18 protein-coding genes are annotated in these 17634 nt (G+C 65.7%); 5 read left to right on the top strand and 13 right to left on the bottom strand.

Annotation, left to right across the window (positions count from 1 at the left end; genetic code table 11):
- Nucleotides 1-14 precede the first annotated feature (14 nt).
- The 6 genes from JL101_RS20890 to JL101_RS20865 all read right to left on the bottom strand — a co-directional run bounded on the left by JL101_RS20890 (nt 15) and on the right by JL101_RS20865 (nt 5764).
- Nucleotides 15-1289, bottom strand: coding sequence for an HlyD family type I secretion periplasmic adaptor subunit (locus JL101_RS20890; protein ID WP_203096520.1), 1275 nt, complete (start codon nt 1287-1289; stop codon nt 15-17).
- Between the two features lie 97 nt (nt 1290-1386).
- Nucleotides 1387-3144 (bottom strand): type I secretion system permease/ATPase, encoded by a 1758-nt coding sequence (locus tag JL101_RS20885; RefSeq protein ID WP_203096521.1) that lies wholly within the window; start codon nt 3142-3144, stop codon nt 1387-1389.
- A 144-nt stretch (nt 3145-3288) separates the two neighbouring features.
- The gene (locus JL101_RS36810; RefSeq protein WP_203096522.1) at nt 3289-4137 is read right to left on the bottom strand and encodes a calcium-binding protein; all 849 of its coding nucleotides are present in this window, start codon (nt 4135-4137) and stop codon (nt 3289-3291) included.
- A gap of 426 nt (nt 4138-4563) precedes the next feature.
- Nucleotides 4564-4845: a cytochrome C oxidase subunit IV family protein gene (locus JL101_RS20875; protein WP_203096523.1), complete on the bottom strand. Its 282-nt coding sequence runs from the start codon at nt 4843-4845 to the stop codon at nt 4564-4566.
- A 3-nt stretch (nt 4846-4848) separates the two neighbouring features.
- Nucleotides 4849-5496: a cytochrome c oxidase subunit 3 family protein gene (locus JL101_RS20870; protein ID WP_323374676.1), complete on the bottom strand. Its 648-nt coding sequence runs from the start codon at nt 5494-5496 to the stop codon at nt 4849-4851.
- The gene (locus JL101_RS20865; protein WP_203096524.1) at nt 5486-5764 is read right to left on the bottom strand and encodes a DUF6522 family protein; all 279 of its coding nucleotides are present in this window, start codon (nt 5762-5764) and stop codon (nt 5486-5488) included. The genes JL101_RS20870 and JL101_RS20865 overlap by 11 nt, the downstream gene beginning before the upstream one ends.
- A gap of 229 nt (nt 5765-5993) precedes the next feature.
- Between JL101_RS20865 and JL101_RS20860 the strand changes: the two genes are divergently transcribed.
- The 4 genes from JL101_RS20860 (at nt 5994) to JL101_RS20845 (ending at nt 9373) form a co-directional block, all read left to right on the top strand.
- Nucleotides 5994-6746 carry an SDR family NAD(P)-dependent oxidoreductase gene (locus tag JL101_RS20860; protein WP_203096525.1) on the top strand — a complete coding sequence of 251 codons (753 nt, stop codon included), beginning with the start codon at nt 5994-5996 and terminating at the stop codon, nt 6744-6746.
- A 99-nt stretch (nt 6747-6845) separates the two neighbouring features.
- Nucleotides 6846-7013: a hypothetical protein gene (locus tag JL101_RS20855; protein ID WP_203096526.1), complete on the top strand. Its 168-nt coding sequence runs from the start codon at nt 6846-6848 to the stop codon at nt 7011-7013.
- A gap of 1 nt (nt 7014) precedes the next feature.
- The gene (ccoG, locus tag JL101_RS20850) at nt 7015-8478 is read left to right on the top strand and encodes a cytochrome c oxidase accessory protein CcoG (RefSeq protein WP_203096527.1); all 1464 of its coding nucleotides are present in this window, start codon (nt 7015-7017) and stop codon (nt 8476-8478) included.
- 151 nt (nt 8479-8629) lie between these two features.
- The gene (locus JL101_RS20845) at nt 8630-9373 is read left to right on the top strand and encodes a Crp/Fnr family transcriptional regulator (protein WP_228435025.1); all 744 of its coding nucleotides are present in this window, start codon (nt 8630-8632) and stop codon (nt 9371-9373) included.
- Nucleotides 9374-9421: 48 nt separating this feature from the next.
- Here JL101_RS20845 and JL101_RS20840 read toward each other — a convergent pair whose 3' ends face one another.
- From JL101_RS20840 to JL101_RS20810, 7 genes are all read right to left on the bottom strand, one after another.
- Nucleotides 9422-10204 (bottom strand): CbiX/SirB N-terminal domain-containing protein, encoded by a 783-nt coding sequence (locus JL101_RS20840; RefSeq protein WP_203096529.1) that lies wholly within the window; start codon nt 10202-10204, stop codon nt 9422-9424.
- A gap of 41 nt (nt 10205-10245) precedes the next feature.
- A complete protein-coding gene (locus JL101_RS20835) occupies nt 10246-10425 on the bottom strand; it encodes a hypothetical protein (RefSeq protein ID WP_203096530.1) in 180 nt (59 codons plus the stop codon).
- 112 nt (nt 10426-10537) lie between these two features.
- The gene (locus JL101_RS20830) at nt 10538-11212 is read right to left on the bottom strand and encodes a DUF4142 domain-containing protein (protein WP_203096531.1); all 675 of its coding nucleotides are present in this window, start codon (nt 11210-11212) and stop codon (nt 10538-10540) included.
- Between the two features lie 20 nt (nt 11213-11232).
- The gene (locus JL101_RS20825) at nt 11233-13146 is read right to left on the bottom strand and encodes a nitric oxide reductase activation protein NorD (RefSeq protein WP_203096532.1); all 1914 of its coding nucleotides are present in this window, start codon (nt 13144-13146) and stop codon (nt 11233-11235) included.
- A gap of 9 nt (nt 13147-13155) precedes the next feature.
- Nucleotides 13156-13965 carry a CbbQ/NirQ/NorQ/GpvN family protein gene (locus tag JL101_RS20820; RefSeq protein ID WP_203096533.1) on the bottom strand — a complete coding sequence of 270 codons (810 nt, stop codon included), beginning with the start codon at nt 13963-13965 and terminating at the stop codon, nt 13156-13158.
- An 11-nt stretch (nt 13966-13976) separates the two neighbouring features.
- Nucleotides 13977-15326, bottom strand: a complete 1350-nt coding sequence (locus JL101_RS20815; protein ID WP_203096534.1) for a cbb3-type cytochrome c oxidase subunit I — start codon at nt 15324-15326, stop codon at nt 13977-13979.
- Nucleotides 15327-15390: 64 nt separating this feature from the next.
- Nucleotides 15391-15843 (bottom strand): c-type cytochrome, encoded by a 453-nt coding sequence (locus JL101_RS20810; protein WP_203096535.1) that lies wholly within the window; start codon nt 15841-15843, stop codon nt 15391-15393.
- A gap of 572 nt (nt 15844-16415) precedes the next feature.
- Here JL101_RS20810 and JL101_RS20805 point away from each other — a divergent pair.
- Nucleotides 16416-17618 carry an NnrS family protein gene (locus JL101_RS20805; RefSeq protein WP_203096536.1) on the top strand — a complete coding sequence of 401 codons (1203 nt, stop codon included), beginning with the start codon at nt 16416-16418 and terminating at the stop codon, nt 17616-17618.
- Nucleotides 17619-17634: the final 16 nt, after the last annotated feature.

Below are 17634 nucleotides of genomic sequence, written 5' to 3'. Positions count from 1 at the left end.
CGAGCCGCCGAGCCTCACTGTTCGCGGAATGCCCTGCGGAAAGTGTCCCGGATCGGCTGGATCAGATACTCCAGCATGGTGCGTTCCCCGATCATGATCAGCGTCTCCGCCGGCATGCCGGCTTGCAACTGTACATCGGCAAGCTTGCCGAGCTGAGCCGGATCGGCGGCGACGCGTGCGACATAGTAGAATTCTCCGGTGCGCTCGTCCTTGAGGGCATCGGCCGTTACGCGGGTCACCTTGCCGTCGATCTGAGGCGTAGTCCGGCTCTTGAAGGCGCTGAAGACGATCTTCGCGGACAATCCGACGTGAACGACATCGATGTCGGACGGCTTGACCCGCGCTTCGACCACCAGGGAGTCGTCCCGCGGCACCAGATCGAGGATCGGCCCGCCCGGCGGCACGACGGCGCCGGGCGCGAAATACCGGAGGTTAAGCACGGTCCCCGCTTCCGGAGCCAGGACATCGCGGCGTCCCTGGCGTATCTGAGCCGCCGCCAGCTTCTCCGTCACTTCGGCCAGCCGAACCTGGACATCCCGCAGTTCGGTCGCGACCTCGCTCTGATGGTCGGCCTCGGCACTCAGGATCTCCATCTCGGCTTCGGCGATGGCCTCCTTCGCCTGCGCGATGCTGTTCAGGAATTCCCCCTGGTCACCGTCCAGGCTGGCAGCCTGACGCTTGAGTGCCAGGAGGCGCGGCTTACGTTCCAGCCCTTTGGCCGTCAGCTCCGAGACGTCGACAAGCTCTTCGCGGATCAGGTCGAGCTGCTGTCGGCCGGCTTCGAACTGGGCCTCGAATGCCTTGGCCTGGGCCTGATACTGCGCGATGCGCTGGCGCGTCACGTCGATCCTGCCCTCGAGCGAGGCGCGTCGGCTCTGGAAGATCCGCTCCTGCCCGGACAGGATCTCGGCCATCTCCGGAACGCTCCGGAGATCAGCTAGGTCCTTCGGAAAGACCAGCCGATCCTTCTTGTCGCGTTCCGCCACCAGGCGGGCTTCCTGGGCGGCATAGGCCCGCCGCTGGCCTTCGAGAAGCGTCACGACGGACCTGGTCTCCAGATCGTCCAGCCGCATCAGGACCTGCCGGGCCTCGACGCGGTCGCCGTCGCGGGCCGCGATCTCCGCAATCACGCCGCCATCGAGGTGCTGCACGGTCTTGCGGTTGGTATCCGCCGTCACGATGCCCGGCGCTATCGCGGCGCTCGCCAGCGGTGCCAGCGCCGCCCAGGTGGTGAACCCGCCGAATCCGACCAGCGTCAGCATCACGCCTGCCATGACGGCGCGGCCCACGGGCGGATGCTGGTTCCTGGCTGACGGGCCCTGGGAAGGCGGATATGCCGGGGAATGACGAAGAATGGCTGGGGGCATCTCGGTCATGAATGGTTACTCACTCGACCGTTTCGGGCTGGGCGATGCGGGCGGGCGGCGATTGCGACGGCATCTGCTGAGGCGCCGCGGGTTGAGGGGGAATGGGATGCATGCGCTGCCGCTTGAGCCTGTCGATCACCTCCGTCCGTGGTCCGAACAGGCTGACCCGCCCGTCACGCAGGACCAGGATGCGATCGACCTGGGACAAGGTGCTGGGCCGGTGTCCGATCACCACCACGGTCGTGCCGTTCTTCTTCATGGTCGCGATCGCCTGGTTGAGGGCATCGTCCCCCTCGATGTCCAGGCTCGCGTTCGGTTCGTCGAGGACCACCAGCCTGGGATTGCCGTACAGGGCGCGGGCGAGGCCGACGCGCTGCCGCTGTCCCCCGGAGAGCATGGCTCCGCCTTCGCCGATCTCGGTGTCGTAGCCTCTGGGCAATTGCAGGATCATGTCGTGGCAATCGGCGAGCTGCGCCGCCGTGACGACGGCGGAGGCATCCGGTTCGCGAAGTCGGGCGATGTTCTCGGCGATGGTGCCGGAGAAGAGCTCGACGTCCTGCGGCAGGTAACCCAGGTACCCGCCGATCTCGTCGCGACGCCACGTGAAGATTTCCGCGCCGTCCAGCCGTACCGTTCCCGATGTCGGCGGATGCAGGCCGACAAGAAGCCGGGCCAGGGTCGATTTCCCGGCGGCCGACGGGCCGATCACGGCGATAGCTTCACCCGGACGGGCATCGAAGCTGACGCCTTTCAGAATGGGTTTCTGGCCGGCGGGAAGCCTGAAGAACAGGTTGTCGACGACAAGGCGTCCGGTCGGCGCCGGTAAGGGAAGCCCAGCCGGACGCCGTTGCGGGCGATCGAAGAATTCCTTCAGGCGTCGATGGGCAGCGCGCGCGTTGGAGACCTGCTTCCAGCCGCCGATCGCCTGCTCGACGGGCTGGAGAGCCCGGCTGAGGATGATCGAGCCGGCGATCATGGCCCCCCCGGTCAGCTCTTGCCTGACGACCAGCCAGGCACCCAATCCCAGGATGGCGATCTGGACCATCTGGCGGAGAAACTTTGTCACGTCGAGGATCAGGGCGCCCCTGCGCGACACCGACGCCTGGTTTTCCAGCATCGTCGCCTGGTCTTCTTCCCAGCGGCGGACGATGCCCGGCATCAGGTCCATGGCCTCCACGGCCTCCGCGTTCCTGAGGGCTGCGTCGGCAGTACGCATGGCGCGACGGCTGGCGGTATTGGCGGCGGCGAGAGGTTTGCTGGTCAGCGCATTGTTGGCAAGGGCGAGGGAGAACAGCGCCACCGCTGCCCCCAGGGCCGTATGCCCCAGGACCGGATGCAGGAGGTAGATCACCGCTATGTAGATGGGAACCCACGGTGCATCGAACAGGAACGTCAGGCCGCCGGAGAAGAAACTGCGCAGCATTTCAAGGTCGCGCAGAGCATCCGTCCGCTCGTTCCGGCCGGACAGGGTGCTCTCGAGGGATCTTTCCAGGGCGGCCGCACCGAGACGCCGCTCGATCCACTCCCCCAGCCCCGAGAGAATGCGCGATCGAACGAAATCCAGCATGGCCATAAGCGCCAGGGCACCCGCGGCGGCCAAGGTCAGGAATAGAAGCGTCGAAAGACTGCCGGACGCCAGGACGCGATCGAAGACCTGCATCATGTAGAGTGACGAGGTCAGCGTCAGGATGTTGAGCACCAGGCTGAAAGCCGAAATCCAGAGCAGAGGGCCGCGGCAACGTGAAAGGGCAACGGTTAGCAGGCGATCGTAAGGCATGCTTGAGCATCCCAAACCGGTTCTGTCGCCGGTTCTTCCTGAAAGGCGCACCGGGTAGGCCACTCCGGTGACGGGGAGCGGGCCCGGAAGCAATCCGGGCCCGCCTGCTTGCAGTCTTATGTCTCGGATCTGCGGATCTGAGCGTCAGGCGATGTAATGATCGTACACCTTCTCGTCTTCGTTCTCGTTGAAGTCCTTGATGATGTCGTATTTATCCACGTAGAACGTGTCCCGGCCCTCGCCCCCGACTAGATAGTCCCTGCCTTTGCCGCCATAGAGCTTGTCGTCGCCCTTGCCGCCTTCGAGGTAGTCGTCGCCGTTTCCGCCATGGAGATGGTCATGGCCATGGTCGCCGTAGAGCCTGTCGTCGCCGTTGCCGCCATGGAGATGGTCGTCGCCGTTTCCGCCATGGAGCTTGTCGCGACCGTTGTCACCGTAGAGCTTGTCGTCGGCATTTCCGCCGTCGAGGTAGTCGTCACCGTTTCCGCCGTAAAGCCTGTCGCGGCCATTGCCGCCGGAGAGCTTGTCGTCGTCGTTTCCGCCGTCGAGATGGTCGTCGCCGTTCCCGCCGTAGAGCCTGTCGCGACCGTTGTCGCCATAGAGCATGTCGTCGCGGTTTCCGCCGTCGAGGTAGTCGTCGCCCCTGCCGCCACGGAGTTCGTCGTAACCTTCGTCCCCGAAGAGCTTGTCGTCGCCGTTTCCACCGTCGAGGTAGTCGTCGCCCTTGCCGCCAAAGAGCTTGTCGTCGCCATTGTCGCCGTAGAGCCGGTCGTCGCCCTTCTGGCCGTAGATGACGTCGTCACCGTTATTACCCCAGACCTTGTCGTTGCCTTTTCCGGCCAGGATTAGGTCGTTTTTTCTGGTTCCCGGAATTTCATCGGCATACTTCGTGCCGAAAATCACATTATACTTTTTCCAATGATGATAATCGTTGTGGCCGTCATAATCGTTGGTGTCGCCATCGTTGTGGTTGTGATCGTTGTAATCGGACATTGGTGGCTTCCTCCGTTTTGTTTGCGCACGGAATTGACGGCCTGAGTATTTCTCCGCCGGGGCGCTCAGATAATGTGCGCCTTGTGCTTGTGCAAATTGGTACTTTCACTTGATGCGGCGTCTCAGGCGCAAAAAGTTCCGTACGAGAATTACATTACATCTTTGGAAAGAAGTTGGGATGACTAATAAAGTACATAAACGAATGGGGAAGCTCTATTTGAAAACACCCTTTCCAGCCACCTGACGAAAGATATCCGGCGTCTATCGTATGCGTTACTGCGACTTTAACGTTAATTCCAATGGATCATGGCGCTACGATATCGGAAGAGGTGGTCGGCCGACAGCTTCGGGATCAGCCGCTATCCTTCTGGATCCGGCCCTCCTGGATCCCGCGGTCGGCCTGATGATCCGCCGGCCGGGTCGATATCAACGGGAGGCGGCCGCGATTATGGGCGTCAGCGCGTGGATCGCGAAAATCGCCATCCCCAGCAGCGTCAGCATGACCCGGAACAGCATCCGCCAGCCGGAACCGGCGCTCCGGAGGCCAAGAAAGTGCGTCAGGATCCGGTCCGCCTTGAAATTGGCGGCCATCAGAACGAGGCCGCTCCCAAGCGGGCCCAGGGTCCCCGCGTCGCCGGGCCTGCCCGCGAGGAGGGAAACCGCGGCAAGCGCCATCAGAAGACCCCAGGTGCGTGTCAGGACGGTCATGTCTTACCGAAGCAGATATACGATGGGGTAAAGCAGCACCCAGATCAAGTCGACCATGTGCCAGAACGCGGCACCGGTTTCCATGTTCTCCAGGCTGTCATGCCAGGTGACGATGCCGAGGATGATCAGGCCCATGACGACGTGCAGCGCGTGGAAGCCGGTCATCAGGTAATAGAGCTGGAAGAACAGGTCGGTTTCGAGCGTGAAGCCTTGGCCGATCTTGTCGGCGTACTCCACGGCCTTGATCGCGAGGAACGCCCCGCCGAGCGCCATGGCGCCGAGCATCGAGGTACGGTGGGCGCCGTCCGTCGACCTCCGCTGGACGGCGACCGCGACAAGCCAGCCGCTGGTCACCAGGACCATGGTGTTCACCCCGCCGACAAGACCGTCGAGGTGGGCCTGGGAGGCGCTGAAGGTCACGGGATCAAGGGCGCGCGCCACCGCGAACCCGACGAACAAGGCGCCGAAAACCGCCAGCTCGCCCAGGATCAGGATCCACATCATGGGATTGCCGGGCAGGCTGGACAGCGGACCCCAGTCCGCGCCGTCGGCTGGTCCGCTCCCGCCGGGTGAACCGGCCTCTTCGCCGGCCTCTTCGAAGGATGCGGGCTGCTCCCGCGGCCGGGTATCCGGGTCGTCCTCAGGCGACATCGAGCACACGTCCATGATGGTCCATGGTCAGGACGGCTTGGCGTGCCCTGTGCCGAAACGTCACCCTGCTCTTGCCCAGATCTCCCCCCGTTCCCCGCTCGAACATCTGGAAGACGATCCCCCTCCTGAGATCCTCCATGAACACTTCGGGCGCCAGTCCCAGGAGAGGGGCGACAACCACCGCGTCAAAGACGAAATCTCCAGCCGCGTCTACCTCGGCCACCTTGGTGCCGATGATATCGATCGGGTGTTTTCTCAAGCCTGCCATGATTTCTCTTCATTCTCGCTAGATACGGGATGGAACGGGCACGGTTCCTCCAACTACTCTTCCCCGGATAAGAGTTGAAGCCCGTCGGCTCTTCATGCCCGGGACGCATACTGTACCCGGATTTATCCGAGCGATTTGACCGTGGTCAATTCGTGGGCGCCAGTATCTGCTATCAACAGGCCTCGGAAGCTCGCCGACAAAACTTTTCATGAAGGACAGGAGCCTGGATATGCCGAAGGTACTCGAAGGGAAAGTAGCCGTCATCACCGGCGCCAGTTCCGGGATCGGCCGGGCGGTTTCCGAGCGTTACCTGGATGCTGGCGCGCGCCTGGCTGTCTTTGCCCGGGACCGGGAAGGGTTGGAGGCGATCCGCAGGTCCGCCCCGGATGCCGTACTCGCCGTCGCCGGTGACGTCACGAAAGCAGCCGACCTGCACAGGCTTGTGCACGATACCTGCGAGCGGTTCGGCAAGGTCGATATCGTCGTCCCGAACGCCGGCATGGCCAAGGTGGTGTCCTTCGCGGACAGCACCGAGGAGGAGATCGACAAGCAGTTCAGTGTCAACTTCGTGGGGGCCGTGCAGACCGTCCGGCTCTTCCTGCCGCATATCAACAGGGGCGGTTCGATCCTGTTCAACACCAGCTTCCTGACCCAGGTCGGCTTTCCAGGTCTTGCCATCTACAGCGCCAGCAAGGCGGCCTTGAAATCGGTCACCCAGACCCTGGCGGCCGAACTGGGGCCGCAGGGTATCCGCGTCAACGCGATCGCGCCCGGGCCGATCGCCACGCCGCTATGGGGCAAGGTCGGCCTGCAGCCGGAGACGCTGCAGGCGGTGGCCGGACAAATCAACGCCAGGCTGATGCCCGGCCAGTTCGGCAAACCCGAAGATATCGCCGAGATGGCGGTCTTCCTGGCTTCCGACGCCGCCCGCAACATCTACGGCCAGGAGATCGTGATCGACGGCGGCTACACGGTCGGCTGACCGGGGGTGACGGCCGGGACCCGGAACATTCGGACCTCCCGGCGGCGGCCCGCCCCGGCCCATGGGAAATACCTTGTCTTGCCTGAAGGAAGTGACGCCATGGACACGCGCGTCCGTACGAAGTCGATCAGATACCGGGTGAAGGACGCCGAGGGACGGTCCGGTCGCGAGCCCGAGGCCCGCCGCGGCGCCCGGCGGATCGGCGCCTTCCTCGGGTCGAGCTTCGCTTGCGAAAGCAGCCCCGAATCCGCCGAAGGGGGCCGGTGAGATGCCGGACGGCTCGCTGCCACCGAAATCCGGATCCAAGCCCCAGCTCTACGCGAGCCATGTCAAGATAGTCCCGAAGTCCGTTTCCGGTTTCTACCGGCGGCTCAAATGGCGGCTTCTGTGGCTTCTCCTGGCCATCTACTACGTGGCGCCGTGGCTTCGATGGGATCGCGGCCCCGGGGCGCCGGACCAAGCCATCCTGGTCGATGCCGGGCAGGGCCGGCTGTACTTCTTCATGATTGAGATCTGGCCGCAGGAAGTCTATTACCTGACCGGATTGCTGATCATGGCCGCCATCGGGCTGTTCCTCGCGACCTCGCTGGCAGGTCGTGTCTGGTGTGGGTATGCCTGCCCGCAGACGGTGTGGACCGACCTCTTCATCTGGGTCGAGCGCCGGATCGAGGGCGACCGGGCCGAGCGGATCCGTCTCGACAGGGCGCCGTGGACCCTGGCCAAGCTGGCCCGCCGGACCGCCAAGCACACCGCCTGGGTTCTGATCAGCCTCGTGACCGGAGGGGCCTGGGTCATGTACTTCACGGACGCGCCGACGCTCCTGTCCGACGCGCTCAGGCTCGACGTGTCGGTCACGGTCCTGACATTCGTCGGCCTGTTCACGGCGACGACGTATCTGCTTGCCGGCTGGGCCCGCGAGCAGGTGTGCGCCTATATGTGTCCCTGGCCGCGTATCCAGGCGGCCATGCTCGACGAGCACAGCCTGGTGGTGACCTACCAGGCATGGCGGGGCGACCGGCGCGCAGCCAGACGCAAGTCCGAGAGCTGGGATGAACGGGAGGCCAGGGGGCTTGGCGATTGCGTCGATTGCGCCCAGTGCGTCCAGGTCTGCCCCATGGGACTCGACATCCGCGACGGCATCAACGGCGACTGCATCAATTGCGGCCTGTGCGTGGATGCCTGCGGCTCGATCATGGACACCGTCGGGCGTCCGCGTGGGCTGATCTCCTACGACACGCTCGCCAACTCGGCGGCCCGCGCCCAGGGCAGGCCCGTGCACTGGACGCCTTTCCGCCCGCGGACGATCGTCTACGCGCTGATCCTGCTGGTGGTGGGGGCGATCATGACGGGCACGCTGCTCCTCCGGCCCCGGCTCGACGTCTCGGTCCAGCGCGACCGCGCACCGCTCTATGTCGAGCTTTCCGACGGCGCGATCCGCAACGGCTACACGGTCAAGATCAGCAACATGACCCGCCAAGCCCACAGCTACGCCTTGAGCGTCACGGGGGTTCCGGAGGCCGTCGTGCATGTGGTCGGCCGGGACCAACAGGCGGGACCGGTCGATCTCGAGGTCCGCCCCGACTCCATCGCCAGCTTCCGCGTCACCGTCAAGGCTCCGCGTGACTCATTGAAGGCCGCCTCCACCGACATCAGGTTCGGCCTGGTGGAGCGCGCCGCGGATGAGAGGGCGGTCTACGACAGCGTCTTCCTGGCGCCTGAGCCGATCCGGTGAGCCGCGGCATGGCCGGCAGATGGCGGGGGATTCCTGAGCGACGCCCCGGACCGCGTCGAGCCGGCTTCGGCATCGACCTGAACCAGAATCGACGCGGCGGGTCCCGGTGAAAAGGACGGTGGCCCGTTGTCCTCCTAAAGGGATGAATGCAATGGTTGATTCCTCGGTCCTCAAAGGCGCGGACCTGTTCCGCGGCATTGATCCGACCGCGCTCGACGCGATCTTCCAGGCAGGACAGATCCGGCGGGTGCCTAAGAGAACGCGTATATTCAGCCAAGGCGCACCCTCCAAGGCCTGCCATCTCCTGATAGCGGGGCGGACCAAGATCGTTCAGACCGGACCCGATGGCGAGCAGGTGCTGATCCATTTCGTCGGGCCGGGCGAGATGTATGGCATCGCGGCACTTTTTCTCGGTGCCGGACACCCGGCCGACGCGTTCGCGATCACCGAGTGCATGGACCTGCGCTGGTCGGCCGAGACCATGACCGGGCTGATGATGAGGTATCCGTGCATCGCCCTGAACGCCATCAACATAATCGCCAACCGCTATCACGAGGCCCAGCACCGGCTGCGGGAAATGGCCCACCAGCCGGTCGAGCGCCGCATCGCCCACGCGGTGCTGCGGCTGGTGAGGAACGCCGGGCGCCGTGTCGGTCACCATGTCGAAATCGAGATCCCGTTGCTGCGCCAGGACGTGGCCGAACTGACCGGCACGTCCATGTTCACGGTCAGCCGGGTCCTCAAGGACTGGGAGGCCCGGGGCATCGTCGATGCCAGCCGCCGCCGGATCGTCGTCCGGCAGCTGCAAGCGCTCACCGCCATCGCGGAGAAAGCATCGGATCTGAAATCACGCCCGAGGCCGCGCATCGACGAGCCGGTCGGCCGGCTTCAATGACTGTTTCCGGCGAACGGCCTGGCCATTCCCCCGCACGGCATGCCGCCCTTAAGAGGCCCAGGCGTTCGCCCTGACCGACCCGGTTTCGATGTCCTCGACCATCAGCGCCGTCACCCTTTCGTCGGCGCCCACGGCTCCGGTATAGCGCACCCGCTCTCCCGGCCGGGCTCCGGTCCGCTCTTCCCATGCCTCGATCCAGCCGGGGACGTCGAGGGAGGAATGCAGCCCGTCGGCCGCGAAGAAGCCGGCCAGCACGACGGGCGGCCCTTCGGCGGGAAGATCGTGCAGCCAGTCCTCGACCTTCGGAGCCTCGTCGATGAAGGCGCACTCGACCGCAAGGAACTCCGACCGGCGCCTGATCTCGCCCGCGTGACGATGGGTGACCTCGGCGGATGCCGGACTCTTCGGTGAGCCGTGGCCGATCACAACCAGCCGCGTACGGGATGGCGTCCATCCGGCCGCACTGCAGGTTTCCAGGGTTCTGAGCCTCAGGATCTCCGCCATGCCGGGATGCATGCCGATCGGCGTCCCGTAGATCAGGAGACTGCCGTCGCGAGAGGTCCGGGGTCCCTGGAGCCCCAGCGTCTTCGGGATGACGGTGCGCGTGTAGTAGCCGTCGCACATGAACAGGGGAACGACGTGGATCGTCCGCGCACGCATCGCCTCCAGCTGGTCGCGGGGATCCTCTCCCGCCATCAGGAAGGCGACGCGGGCCTCCGCGAAACGCCCGCTTCCCATCAGGCGTTCCGCGTGGCCGCAGGCGGAGGCGAGAGGGCCGGGACTCTGCTCCGATCCGTGGCCGATGATCAGGATACCGGGTTGCTGTTCCATGACGCCTGCTTTCCCCATGCGAAACGCATACTCTGACCCGATTAACTTGGATCGATCGCGCTCAAACCAAGGCCGCTTTCCTTTTCCGCGGGCTGCGCCGCCCTCGCGAGGCTGACCATCTTCCCGATGACGAACAGCGCCCGCCCGGTCCGGCGCAGCGCGGCCGCAAGCTCGCCGATCGTCGCCACGAAGGTGGAGGCCGGCAATCCCGCCTCGATCATCCGGTCCGCGAGCGCCCTGTCGGTCAGCGGGATCCGGATGAACGGACGGCGTCACTGCCGCCCCGACTACCGTTCCTCCTCTCCGCCGTACGGGATGTTTCCAGGCAAGAACTCAGCGGGCCCTGGTCGGATCGCCGTACTGGATCGCCTGGCCTCCGGGAGAGGTCTCGATCCCGAACCGGCCGGCCGCCTGCCGAAGCGCATCCCGGTCCTTCTGGATCCCGACCAGGCTGGTGATCGCGAAGGTGGCGAGTTCGCGGTCCGGCGTGTGCGAGGCCTGGGTCTGGTACAGATCGACGAGGCGGTCATGGAGACGCAGCTGGGCCTCGACATAAGCCTTGCCGAATGCGTCGCCGCCGACACCCGACAGCGACCGGACGGCTTCCTGCGCCATGCCTTCGCGCGCGTTCTCCGGATTGCTGACGGCGCCTGCGGCACCCAAGGCATCGGTGCGCTCGGGCTGCAGCTGTTCGGCGGGGGGCAGGTCGCGGGCATCGGCCAGGCGCTTCAGGTCGCCGGCCAGCCTCACATGGGTTTCCGTGATCCGCCCGGCGAGGGACCGGAGCTGGTCGTCCGGCGCCTTCTCCGCGGCGAGCCGCCCCAGCTCGGCCTGGCCTTGGCTGGCCAGTGCCGCCTCCTTGAGGAACAGGGCGTCCTCGCGCGGGAGTGACTGGCCCTGCTGCGGCGGAACCCGCGGGTCGGGGTCGGGCCTGATGTTGGCCTGGGACCAGGCCGGCCCGGAGAGCGTGGCGAGACCGATCAGGATCAGGGCGGCGGTCTTGTTCATGATGACTCCTCCGGGGGCTCTCACCCCGTCAATTGGCGGTAGATTGCGGGCAGCGCCGCGGGAAGACGGGCGACATGCGGGAAGATGGCGTAGGATCCCGGCCCGAAGATGTAGGGCAGGTAATCACGGCCCTGGGCATCCACGGTGACGCCGAACAGCCGGAGACCGGCGCGCCGTGCCTCCTGGACGGCCACGCGGGTGTCCTCGATGGCGTAGCGGCCCTCGTAGTGGTCGATGTCGTTCGGCTTGCCGTCGGTCAGGACCAGCAGCAGCCGGTGCGAGTGCGGCCGCCTGTCCAGCAATGCCGTGGCGTGGCGGATCGCGGTCCCCATGCGGGTGTAGCTGCCGGGCTTCAGCGCCTGGATGCGGCGGACCACACGCGGGTCGAGGCGTTCCTCGAAATCCTTGACGGTCCTGATATCGACGCGCTGGCGCCGGTGGGACGTGAAGGTCAGGATCGCGTGCTCGTCACCGCAGGCGGAAAGACCGTGCGTCAGCGCCAGCAGCGCCTCTTTCTCGACGTCGAGGACCCGGCGTTCCTCGACGTAGCTGTCGGTGGACAGGGAGACGTCCACCAGGACACAGACCGAGAGGTCGCGGGCGACGTTGCGCACGGCGGTATAGACCCGCTCCGAGCCGATGCCGCCGGCCCGCCGGTCGGCGACCGAGCGGACAAGGGCCGAAAGATCCAGATCGTCGCCATCGGGTTGGCCGGTCATCACCTGCCGGCGCGGGCGCATCGCCTCGAACTGGCGGCGCACCAGGCGGATACGGCGCAGCGCGTCCTCGTCGGGACGCCACTCGTCGCCCGTCGTCTCCGCCGGGCCGGCGATCACGCGGCAATGGTCGGGATGATGCCGCCGCTTCCTCCAGTCCCACTCGGGATAGGTGGTCTCGGCCCTGATCGGTTCGGCTTCCACATCGCCGGGCGCCAGATCCAGGTCGAGCTTGAGCCGGGTCGAAACCTTGCGCTCGTGCTGCCCGAGCGCGATCTCGTCCAGGTCCTCGGCCGCCCTCCTGGCATCCTCCTCGTCGTCCTCCTCGGTCTTGCGGTTCAGGTTCACCATCTCCGCCAAGCCCAGGATCTTCTCGAAGCGGTTCAGCATCAGCGGGTCGTCCCGCCGGGTCTGGTCGGTTTCCCGGCGCGACGCCTTGCGGCGCTTGCCGTCACCCTCGGAGCCGGCGCCGCCATCCTCGTCGCCATCGGCCGGCGGCGTTCCCGCCCGCAGGTCGATCATTTCACCCCACAGCGGTACCGGCAGGAAGGGACGGTAGCCCGCCGTCGCGCGGAAGCGATCCAGCGGGGCCGTCGCGTCGGCGACCGTGGCCAGCATGTCGGGATCCGCATCGGCGTCACCCCCGATCAGCGTCATGACCAGCGCCTCGACCGCGGCCTCCTGTCCGGACAGCCTCCGCCTGGGTCTGGCATGACGGAGCGCTCGGCAGAGTCGCCCGTGCAGCGACCGCAGGCCCGGCCATTCCGCAACGGCGCGTCGCGTCGTCAGGGCGGCGGCACGCAGGTGGGCCAGGTCGGCCTGGAGAGGGTCGGCGGGAAGGACCGGCGGGGCGTCGGCATGCACGAAGAAGGCACCCAGCCACTCGTAGAGGGCCGCGTTGTCCGTGCGGTCGGGAAAGACGTCGATGCGGTCCGGCAACTGCAGGGTGATGCCGTCATAGCGGGCGCTTTCCAGCTTCTCGATGCCCAGACCGAGCCTCTGGACCAGCCCCAGGCGATGCCCGGAGGTCTCGGCGGCACCCCCGGCGAGCCGGACGGCGCCGGGGCCGCCCAGGGCCCGGAACAGCACGCCGAGGCGGGTGCGCATCTCTTCCAGGCGCACGGCGGCCTGGGGGTGATGGGGATAAGAGGAGGCGCTGCCCACCAGGCGGTGCCAGATGCCGCCGACGAATTCCTCCGGCTCCCAGATCGAGGCCATGCACGTCCCTCAGCCCAGCGTCAGTTCGACGACCCTCAGCAGGGCCTTCTTGACTTCCGGATCGTCGGTCAGCGGCTCGATCATGGCGGCCAGGACGGCTTCTTCGGGCTTCATCCCGGATTGGATCAGCGTCGCGCAGTAGACGAGCAGGCGGGTCGAGACTCCCTCCTCGAGATCCTGGCCCTTGAGACCCCGCAACGCGTTGCCGAGGCGCACCAGGGGCGCCACCCGGCCCCGCGGCAAGCCGCTCTCCTGGGCGACGATGGCGGTCTCGGCCTCGGGAGGCGGGAAACCGAACTCGATGGCGACGAAGCGCTGGCGGGTCGAGGGCTTCAGCGACTTCAGGATGTTCTGGTAGCCCGGATTGTAGGAGACGATCAGCATGAACTCGGGCGGGGCCTCCAGGAGTTCGCCGGTACGTTCCAGTGGCAGCAGACGGCGGTCGTCGGTCAGCGGATGCAGCACGACGGTGACGTCCTTCCGCGCCTCGACAACCTCGTCCAGGTAGCAGACGGCACCCTCGCGCACCGCGCGGGTCAGCGGGCCGTCGACCCAGACCGTGTCGCCGCCCTTCAGCAGGTAACGCCCGGTCAGGTCGGCGGCGGTCAGGTCGTCATGGCAGGAGACGGTGTTGAGCGGACGCCCGAGCCGGGCCGCCATGTGAGCCACGAACCGCGTCTTGCCGCACCCGGTCGGCCCCTTGAGCAGCAGCGGCAGCCGGTTCCGGTAGGCATGCTCGAACAGCGCCACCTCGTTGCCGGTCGGCGCGTAGAAGGGAACGGCGGCGGATGCCGCCGTTCCCCCGATCGGGTCGCCCATCGCCGCGGCCATCATTCGGCCGGGGCGACGGAGGCCTGGATGCGGGCCGGTGCCTGCTCGCGGGCCGGGCCGAACATCGCATAGACGAACATGAGTACCGAGATCACGACGAAGATTCCGGACCCGAGGCGCATCCAGTAGAACAGCGCCAGCTGTTCCTGGACCTCCATGTAGTTCATCCCCATGACGCGCTGGAGATGGATCTGCACGACGCCGCCGAAGGTGAGCACGAAGGTCATGAAGGCCATGGCGGAGGTCATGATCCAGAAGCTCCACATGTTGAGCACCTGGTTGTAGGGCGCGTAGCCCCGCAGATGCGGCATGGCGTAGCTGATGATCGCGAGGTTCAGCATCACGTAGGCGCCGAAGAAGGCGAGGTGGCCGTGTGCCGCGGTGACCTGGGTGCCGTGACTGTAGTAGTTGACGAAGGACAGGGTGTGCATGAAGCCCCACACGCCGGCGCCGAAGAAGGCGAAGACGGGCGTGCCCAGCGTCCACAGGAAGGCCGCCTTGTTCGGGTGGTCGCGCCGTCCTTTCCAGGCCATGGTGAAGGCGAACAGCACCATGGCGAAGAACGGGGCGACTTCCAGCGTCGAGAAGATCGATCCGATCCACTGCCAGTAGGCCGGAGCGCCGATCCAGTAGTAGTGATGGCCGGTGCCGAGCAGGCCGGAGAACAGCGCCAGGCCGACGATGGCGTAAAGCCACTTCTCCACCACCTCGCGATCGACGCCGGTCATCTTGATGACCAGGAAGGCGAGAACCGAGGCCATGACCAGTTCCCAGACCCCCTCGACCCAGAGATGGACGATGTACCACCAGTACAGCTTGTCGACCCCCAGGTTGACGGGATTGTAGAAGGCGAACAGGAAGAAGACCGCGATTCCCCACAAGCCCAGAAGCAGGACGTTGGAGACCGCGGTCCTGCGGCCTTTCAGGACGGTCATGGAAATGTTGTAGAGGAAGATCAGGGCCGCCACGACGATGCCGATCTTGACCCAGAGCGGTTGCTCGAGGAATTCGCGGCCCTCGTGGATGCCGAAGGTGTAGCCGATCACCGCGCCCAGGGCGCCGACCATCAGGATCGCCAGCTGGATATAGGCCAGCATGGGGCTCTCGATGTCGCGCTCGGTCTCTTCGGGAACCAGATAGTAGGCCGAGCCGAAGAAGCCCAGCAGGAGCCACACGATCAGCGCGTTGGTGTGGATCATCCGCAGGATGTTGAAAGGCAGGATCTCGGCCAGGAAGTTCGGCACGGCGTAGACCGTCGCCGCGAGCGCCCCGACCAGTACCTGGACGACGAACAGCGTCATCGCGCAGACGAAGTACCAGTAGGCGATCCGTTGGGTATCGTATTTCATTCGTTGGCTCCCCCTGCAGCCACCGTCGTGATCATCGCAAGTCCGATCGGCAGTCCAGGCCCCGTCAACCTGCGTCGTTCGGCGGCCATCCCTGGGTATCGATCCGGCTGGTCCACTCCAGGAAATCCGCGAGATCGTTCAGTTCCTGGTCGGTCAGGTTGAACTGCGGCATCTGACGGCGCCCCTCGATGCCGCTGGGCTGGGACTGCATCCATGCGACCAGGGCCGCGCGGGCACCCTCCGGATCGTCGCGGCCGCCGTAACGGACCCAGACGTTGCCCAACTCCGGCGCGAAATAGGCACCCTCGCCGAGTATGGAGTGGCAGTTGATGCAGGCGTTCCTTTCCCAGACATGCTTGCCGCGCGCGACACCCTCGGTCAGCGTCGACTCGTCGGTGCTGACCGTCCGTATGTAATAGTGACTGTGGATCGTGAGTGCCACGAAGGTGACCAGGAAGAATGCGGAGCCGCCGTAGAAGATATTACGGGCAGCTGATTTCGTGAATCTTTCGGCCATCAACTAACCTCAATTGAACGCTGCCGGGTTTTTGATCTGGATTCGCGTCCGTGGTGATCAGTGGCTTTTCCAGGTTGGCAAATGCCATTCCAGCGCTCTCAAGGGTGGGTTGGTTGCGTATGGAGCTATCACCATGCCCGCATTCAAGAAAAGGGGCCTGGGGTGGGCGGCAACCATGATCCATTCTCCGAGAGTGGCGAACGCCGGATACGTAAGCACCAACGAGGATGCGAAACCTTGCTCCAAAGCAAAGTTTTCAACTTTTTCCAGCATTGTCAGTCGAATGGACCGTCGTGCATCGGTCCATGGCATTGGCGTCAAATCGGATGACAGGGTGATTCCAATTTTTATACGGTTTCACTCGACGTCGCTTCTTCGCTCTCGCGCTTGGGGAGGGATGGATCGGGTTCCGGTTCGTGTATTCTGATCCAAATTCTTTCCATGGAGAGGTTCCTGACCCGCGCTGGAACGCGCTTGGCGGCGGATCGCGGCCTTGACCATGATCAAGGTCCGCAGCCCTGCGACGGTGGATGATGCGTCCTGATGTCCGCCACCATCCGGAAGAGCGTATCATGACCAACACCGCCCTCACCCAAGCCGGTCAGGATCGGCTCCGCCGGCGCCATGTCCTGTTTGCCCTGGGCTTCCGGCCTTTCTACCTGCTCGCCGCCGGCCTCGCCGCGTCCTGGATCCCGCTATGGGTCATGGTCTGGCATGGGCATTTCACCATCCCGAGCGGGTTCGGTCCGGTCGGCTGGCACACCCACGAAATGCTGTTCGGGTTCACCTCGGCCGTCCTGGTCGGCTTCCTGCTGACCGCGATTCCGAACTGGACCGGCCGGCCGACGGCCACCGGCTTGAAGCTCGCCGGGCTGGCCGCGCTCTGGGTGGCGGGCCGCGTGGTCATGCTGGCGGGCGACGCCGTGCCATGGCAGATGGCCGCCGCAGTGGATGTAGCCTTCCTGCCGGTCGCTGCCGTCACTATGCTGCCGCCTTTGGTGGCGGCACGGAACCGGCGCAACATCGCTTTTCCTTTCGTCCTGCTCGGCCTGGCCCTGGCGAACCTCGTCCTTCACCTGGACGCGGGCGGCGTCCTTCTGCTGGGGACCGAAGCCACCCGCGCGGTGCTCGGAGCCCTGCTGGTGATCCTGGTGATCATGGGCGGGCGGGTGATCCCGTTCTTCACGAAGAACCGCCTGCCCGCGGCAGGCGCCGACCGCAGCGAGCGGCTGGATACCCTTGCCACGGCGGCGACCGTGCTGGCCGCTGTGCTTTCCGTCCTGGCACCGCTGACACCGGCGAGCGGCATCACGGCCCTCGCCTCGGCGCTGCTGCTGGTGGCCCGGGCGTTGCCCTGGAAACCTTGGGAAACGCGTGACGTGCCGATGCTCTGGGTGCTGCACGCCGGCCATGCCTGGATCGCCGTGGCCCTGTTCCTGCGCGCGGCGCTGGATCTCGGGCTCGACCTGCCGGCCAGCGCGCCCGACCATGCGTTCACCATCGGCGGCATCGGCGTCCTGACCCTTGGCATGATGGCCCGCACCGCCCGCGGCCATACCGGTCGGGCGATCGAAGCGACCCGCCTGATGACCGCGGCCTTCGCCATCATGAACCTCGCCGCCCTCGTCCGGGTCTTCGGCCCGATTATGGCACCGGGTCTTCCGGTTCCCGTGATCGCCCTGTCCGGTATGCTGTGGGCGGTCGCCTTCGCCTTCTACCTGGTCGAGTATGTTCCCATCCTGACCGGCGCGCGAGTGGACGGTCGGCCGGGATGATCCCGGCTTTTCGAGG

Origin of the sequence: Skermanella rosea (assembly GCF_016806835.2) — a bacterium.
Taxonomy (GTDB): Bacteria; Pseudomonadota; Alphaproteobacteria; order Azospirillales; family Azospirillaceae; genus Skermanella; species Skermanella rosea.
This window is presented reverse-complemented; position numbering and strand designations above follow the sequence as displayed.

What these genes read in the sequence shown, in the direction of transcription:
- JL101_RS20875 (WP_203096523.1), bottom strand. Translation starts at nt 4,845, where the DNA reads ATGACCGTCCTGACACGCACCTGGGGTCTTCTGATGGCGCTTGCCGCG.
- JL101_RS20830 (WP_203096531.1), bottom strand. Translation starts at nt 11,212, where the DNA reads ATGAACAAGACCGCCGCCCTGATCCTGATCGGTCTCGCCACGCTCTCC.
- JL101_RS20845 (WP_228435025.1), top strand. Translation starts at nt 8,630, where the DNA reads ATGGTTGATTCCTCGGTCCTCAAAGGCGCGGACCTGTTCCGCGGCATT.
- JL101_RS20870 (WP_323374676.1), bottom strand. Translation starts at nt 5,496, where the DNA reads ATGTCGCCTGAGGACGACCCGGATACCCGGCCGCGGGAGCAGCCCGCA.
- JL101_RS20860 (WP_203096525.1), top strand. Translation starts at nt 5,994, where the DNA reads ATGCCGAAGGTACTCGAAGGGAAAGTAGCCGTCATCACCGGCGCCAGT.
- JL101_RS20855 (WP_203096526.1), top strand. Translation starts at nt 6,846, where the DNA reads ATGGACACGCGCGTCCGTACGAAGTCGATCAGATACCGGGTGAAGGAC.
- JL101_RS20885 (WP_203096521.1), bottom strand. Translation starts at nt 3,144, where the DNA reads ATGCCTTACGATCGCCTGCTAACCGTTGCCCTTTCACGTTGCCGCGGC.
- JL101_RS20865 (WP_203096524.1), bottom strand. Translation starts at nt 5,764, where the DNA reads ATGGCAGGCTTGAGAAAACACCCGATCGATATCATCGGCACCAAGGTG.
- JL101_RS36810 (WP_203096522.1), bottom strand. Translation starts at nt 4,137, where the DNA reads ATGTCCGATTACAACGATCACAACCACAACGATGGCGACACCAACGAT.
- JL101_RS20820 (WP_203096533.1), bottom strand. Translation starts at nt 13,965, where the DNA reads ATGGGCGACCCGATCGGGGGAACGGCGGCATCCGCCGCCGTTCCCTTC.
- JL101_RS20825 (WP_203096532.1), bottom strand. Translation starts at nt 13,146, where the DNA reads ATGGCCTCGATCTGGGAGCCGGAGGAATTCGTCGGCGGCATCTGGCAC.
- JL101_RS20810 (WP_203096535.1), bottom strand. Translation starts at nt 15,843, where the DNA reads ATGGCCGAAAGATTCACGAAATCAGCTGCCCGTAATATCTTCTACGGC.
- JL101_RS20815 (WP_203096534.1), bottom strand. Translation starts at nt 15,326, where the DNA reads ATGAAATACGATACCCAACGGATCGCCTACTGGTACTTCGTCTGCGCG.
- JL101_RS20805 (WP_203096536.1), top strand. Translation starts at nt 16,416, where the DNA reads ATGACCAACACCGCCCTCACCCAAGCCGGTCAGGATCGGCTCCGCCGG.
- ccoG (WP_203096527.1), top strand. Translation starts at nt 7,015, where the DNA reads ATGCCGGACGGCTCGCTGCCACCGAAATCCGGATCCAAGCCCCAGCTC.
- JL101_RS20835 (WP_203096530.1), bottom strand. Translation starts at nt 10,425, where the DNA reads ATGATCGAGGCGGGATTGCCGGCCTCCACCTTCGTGGCGACGATCGGC.
- JL101_RS20840 (WP_203096529.1), bottom strand. Translation starts at nt 10,204, where the DNA reads ATGGAACAGCAACCCGGTATCCTGATCATCGGCCACGGATCGGAGCAG.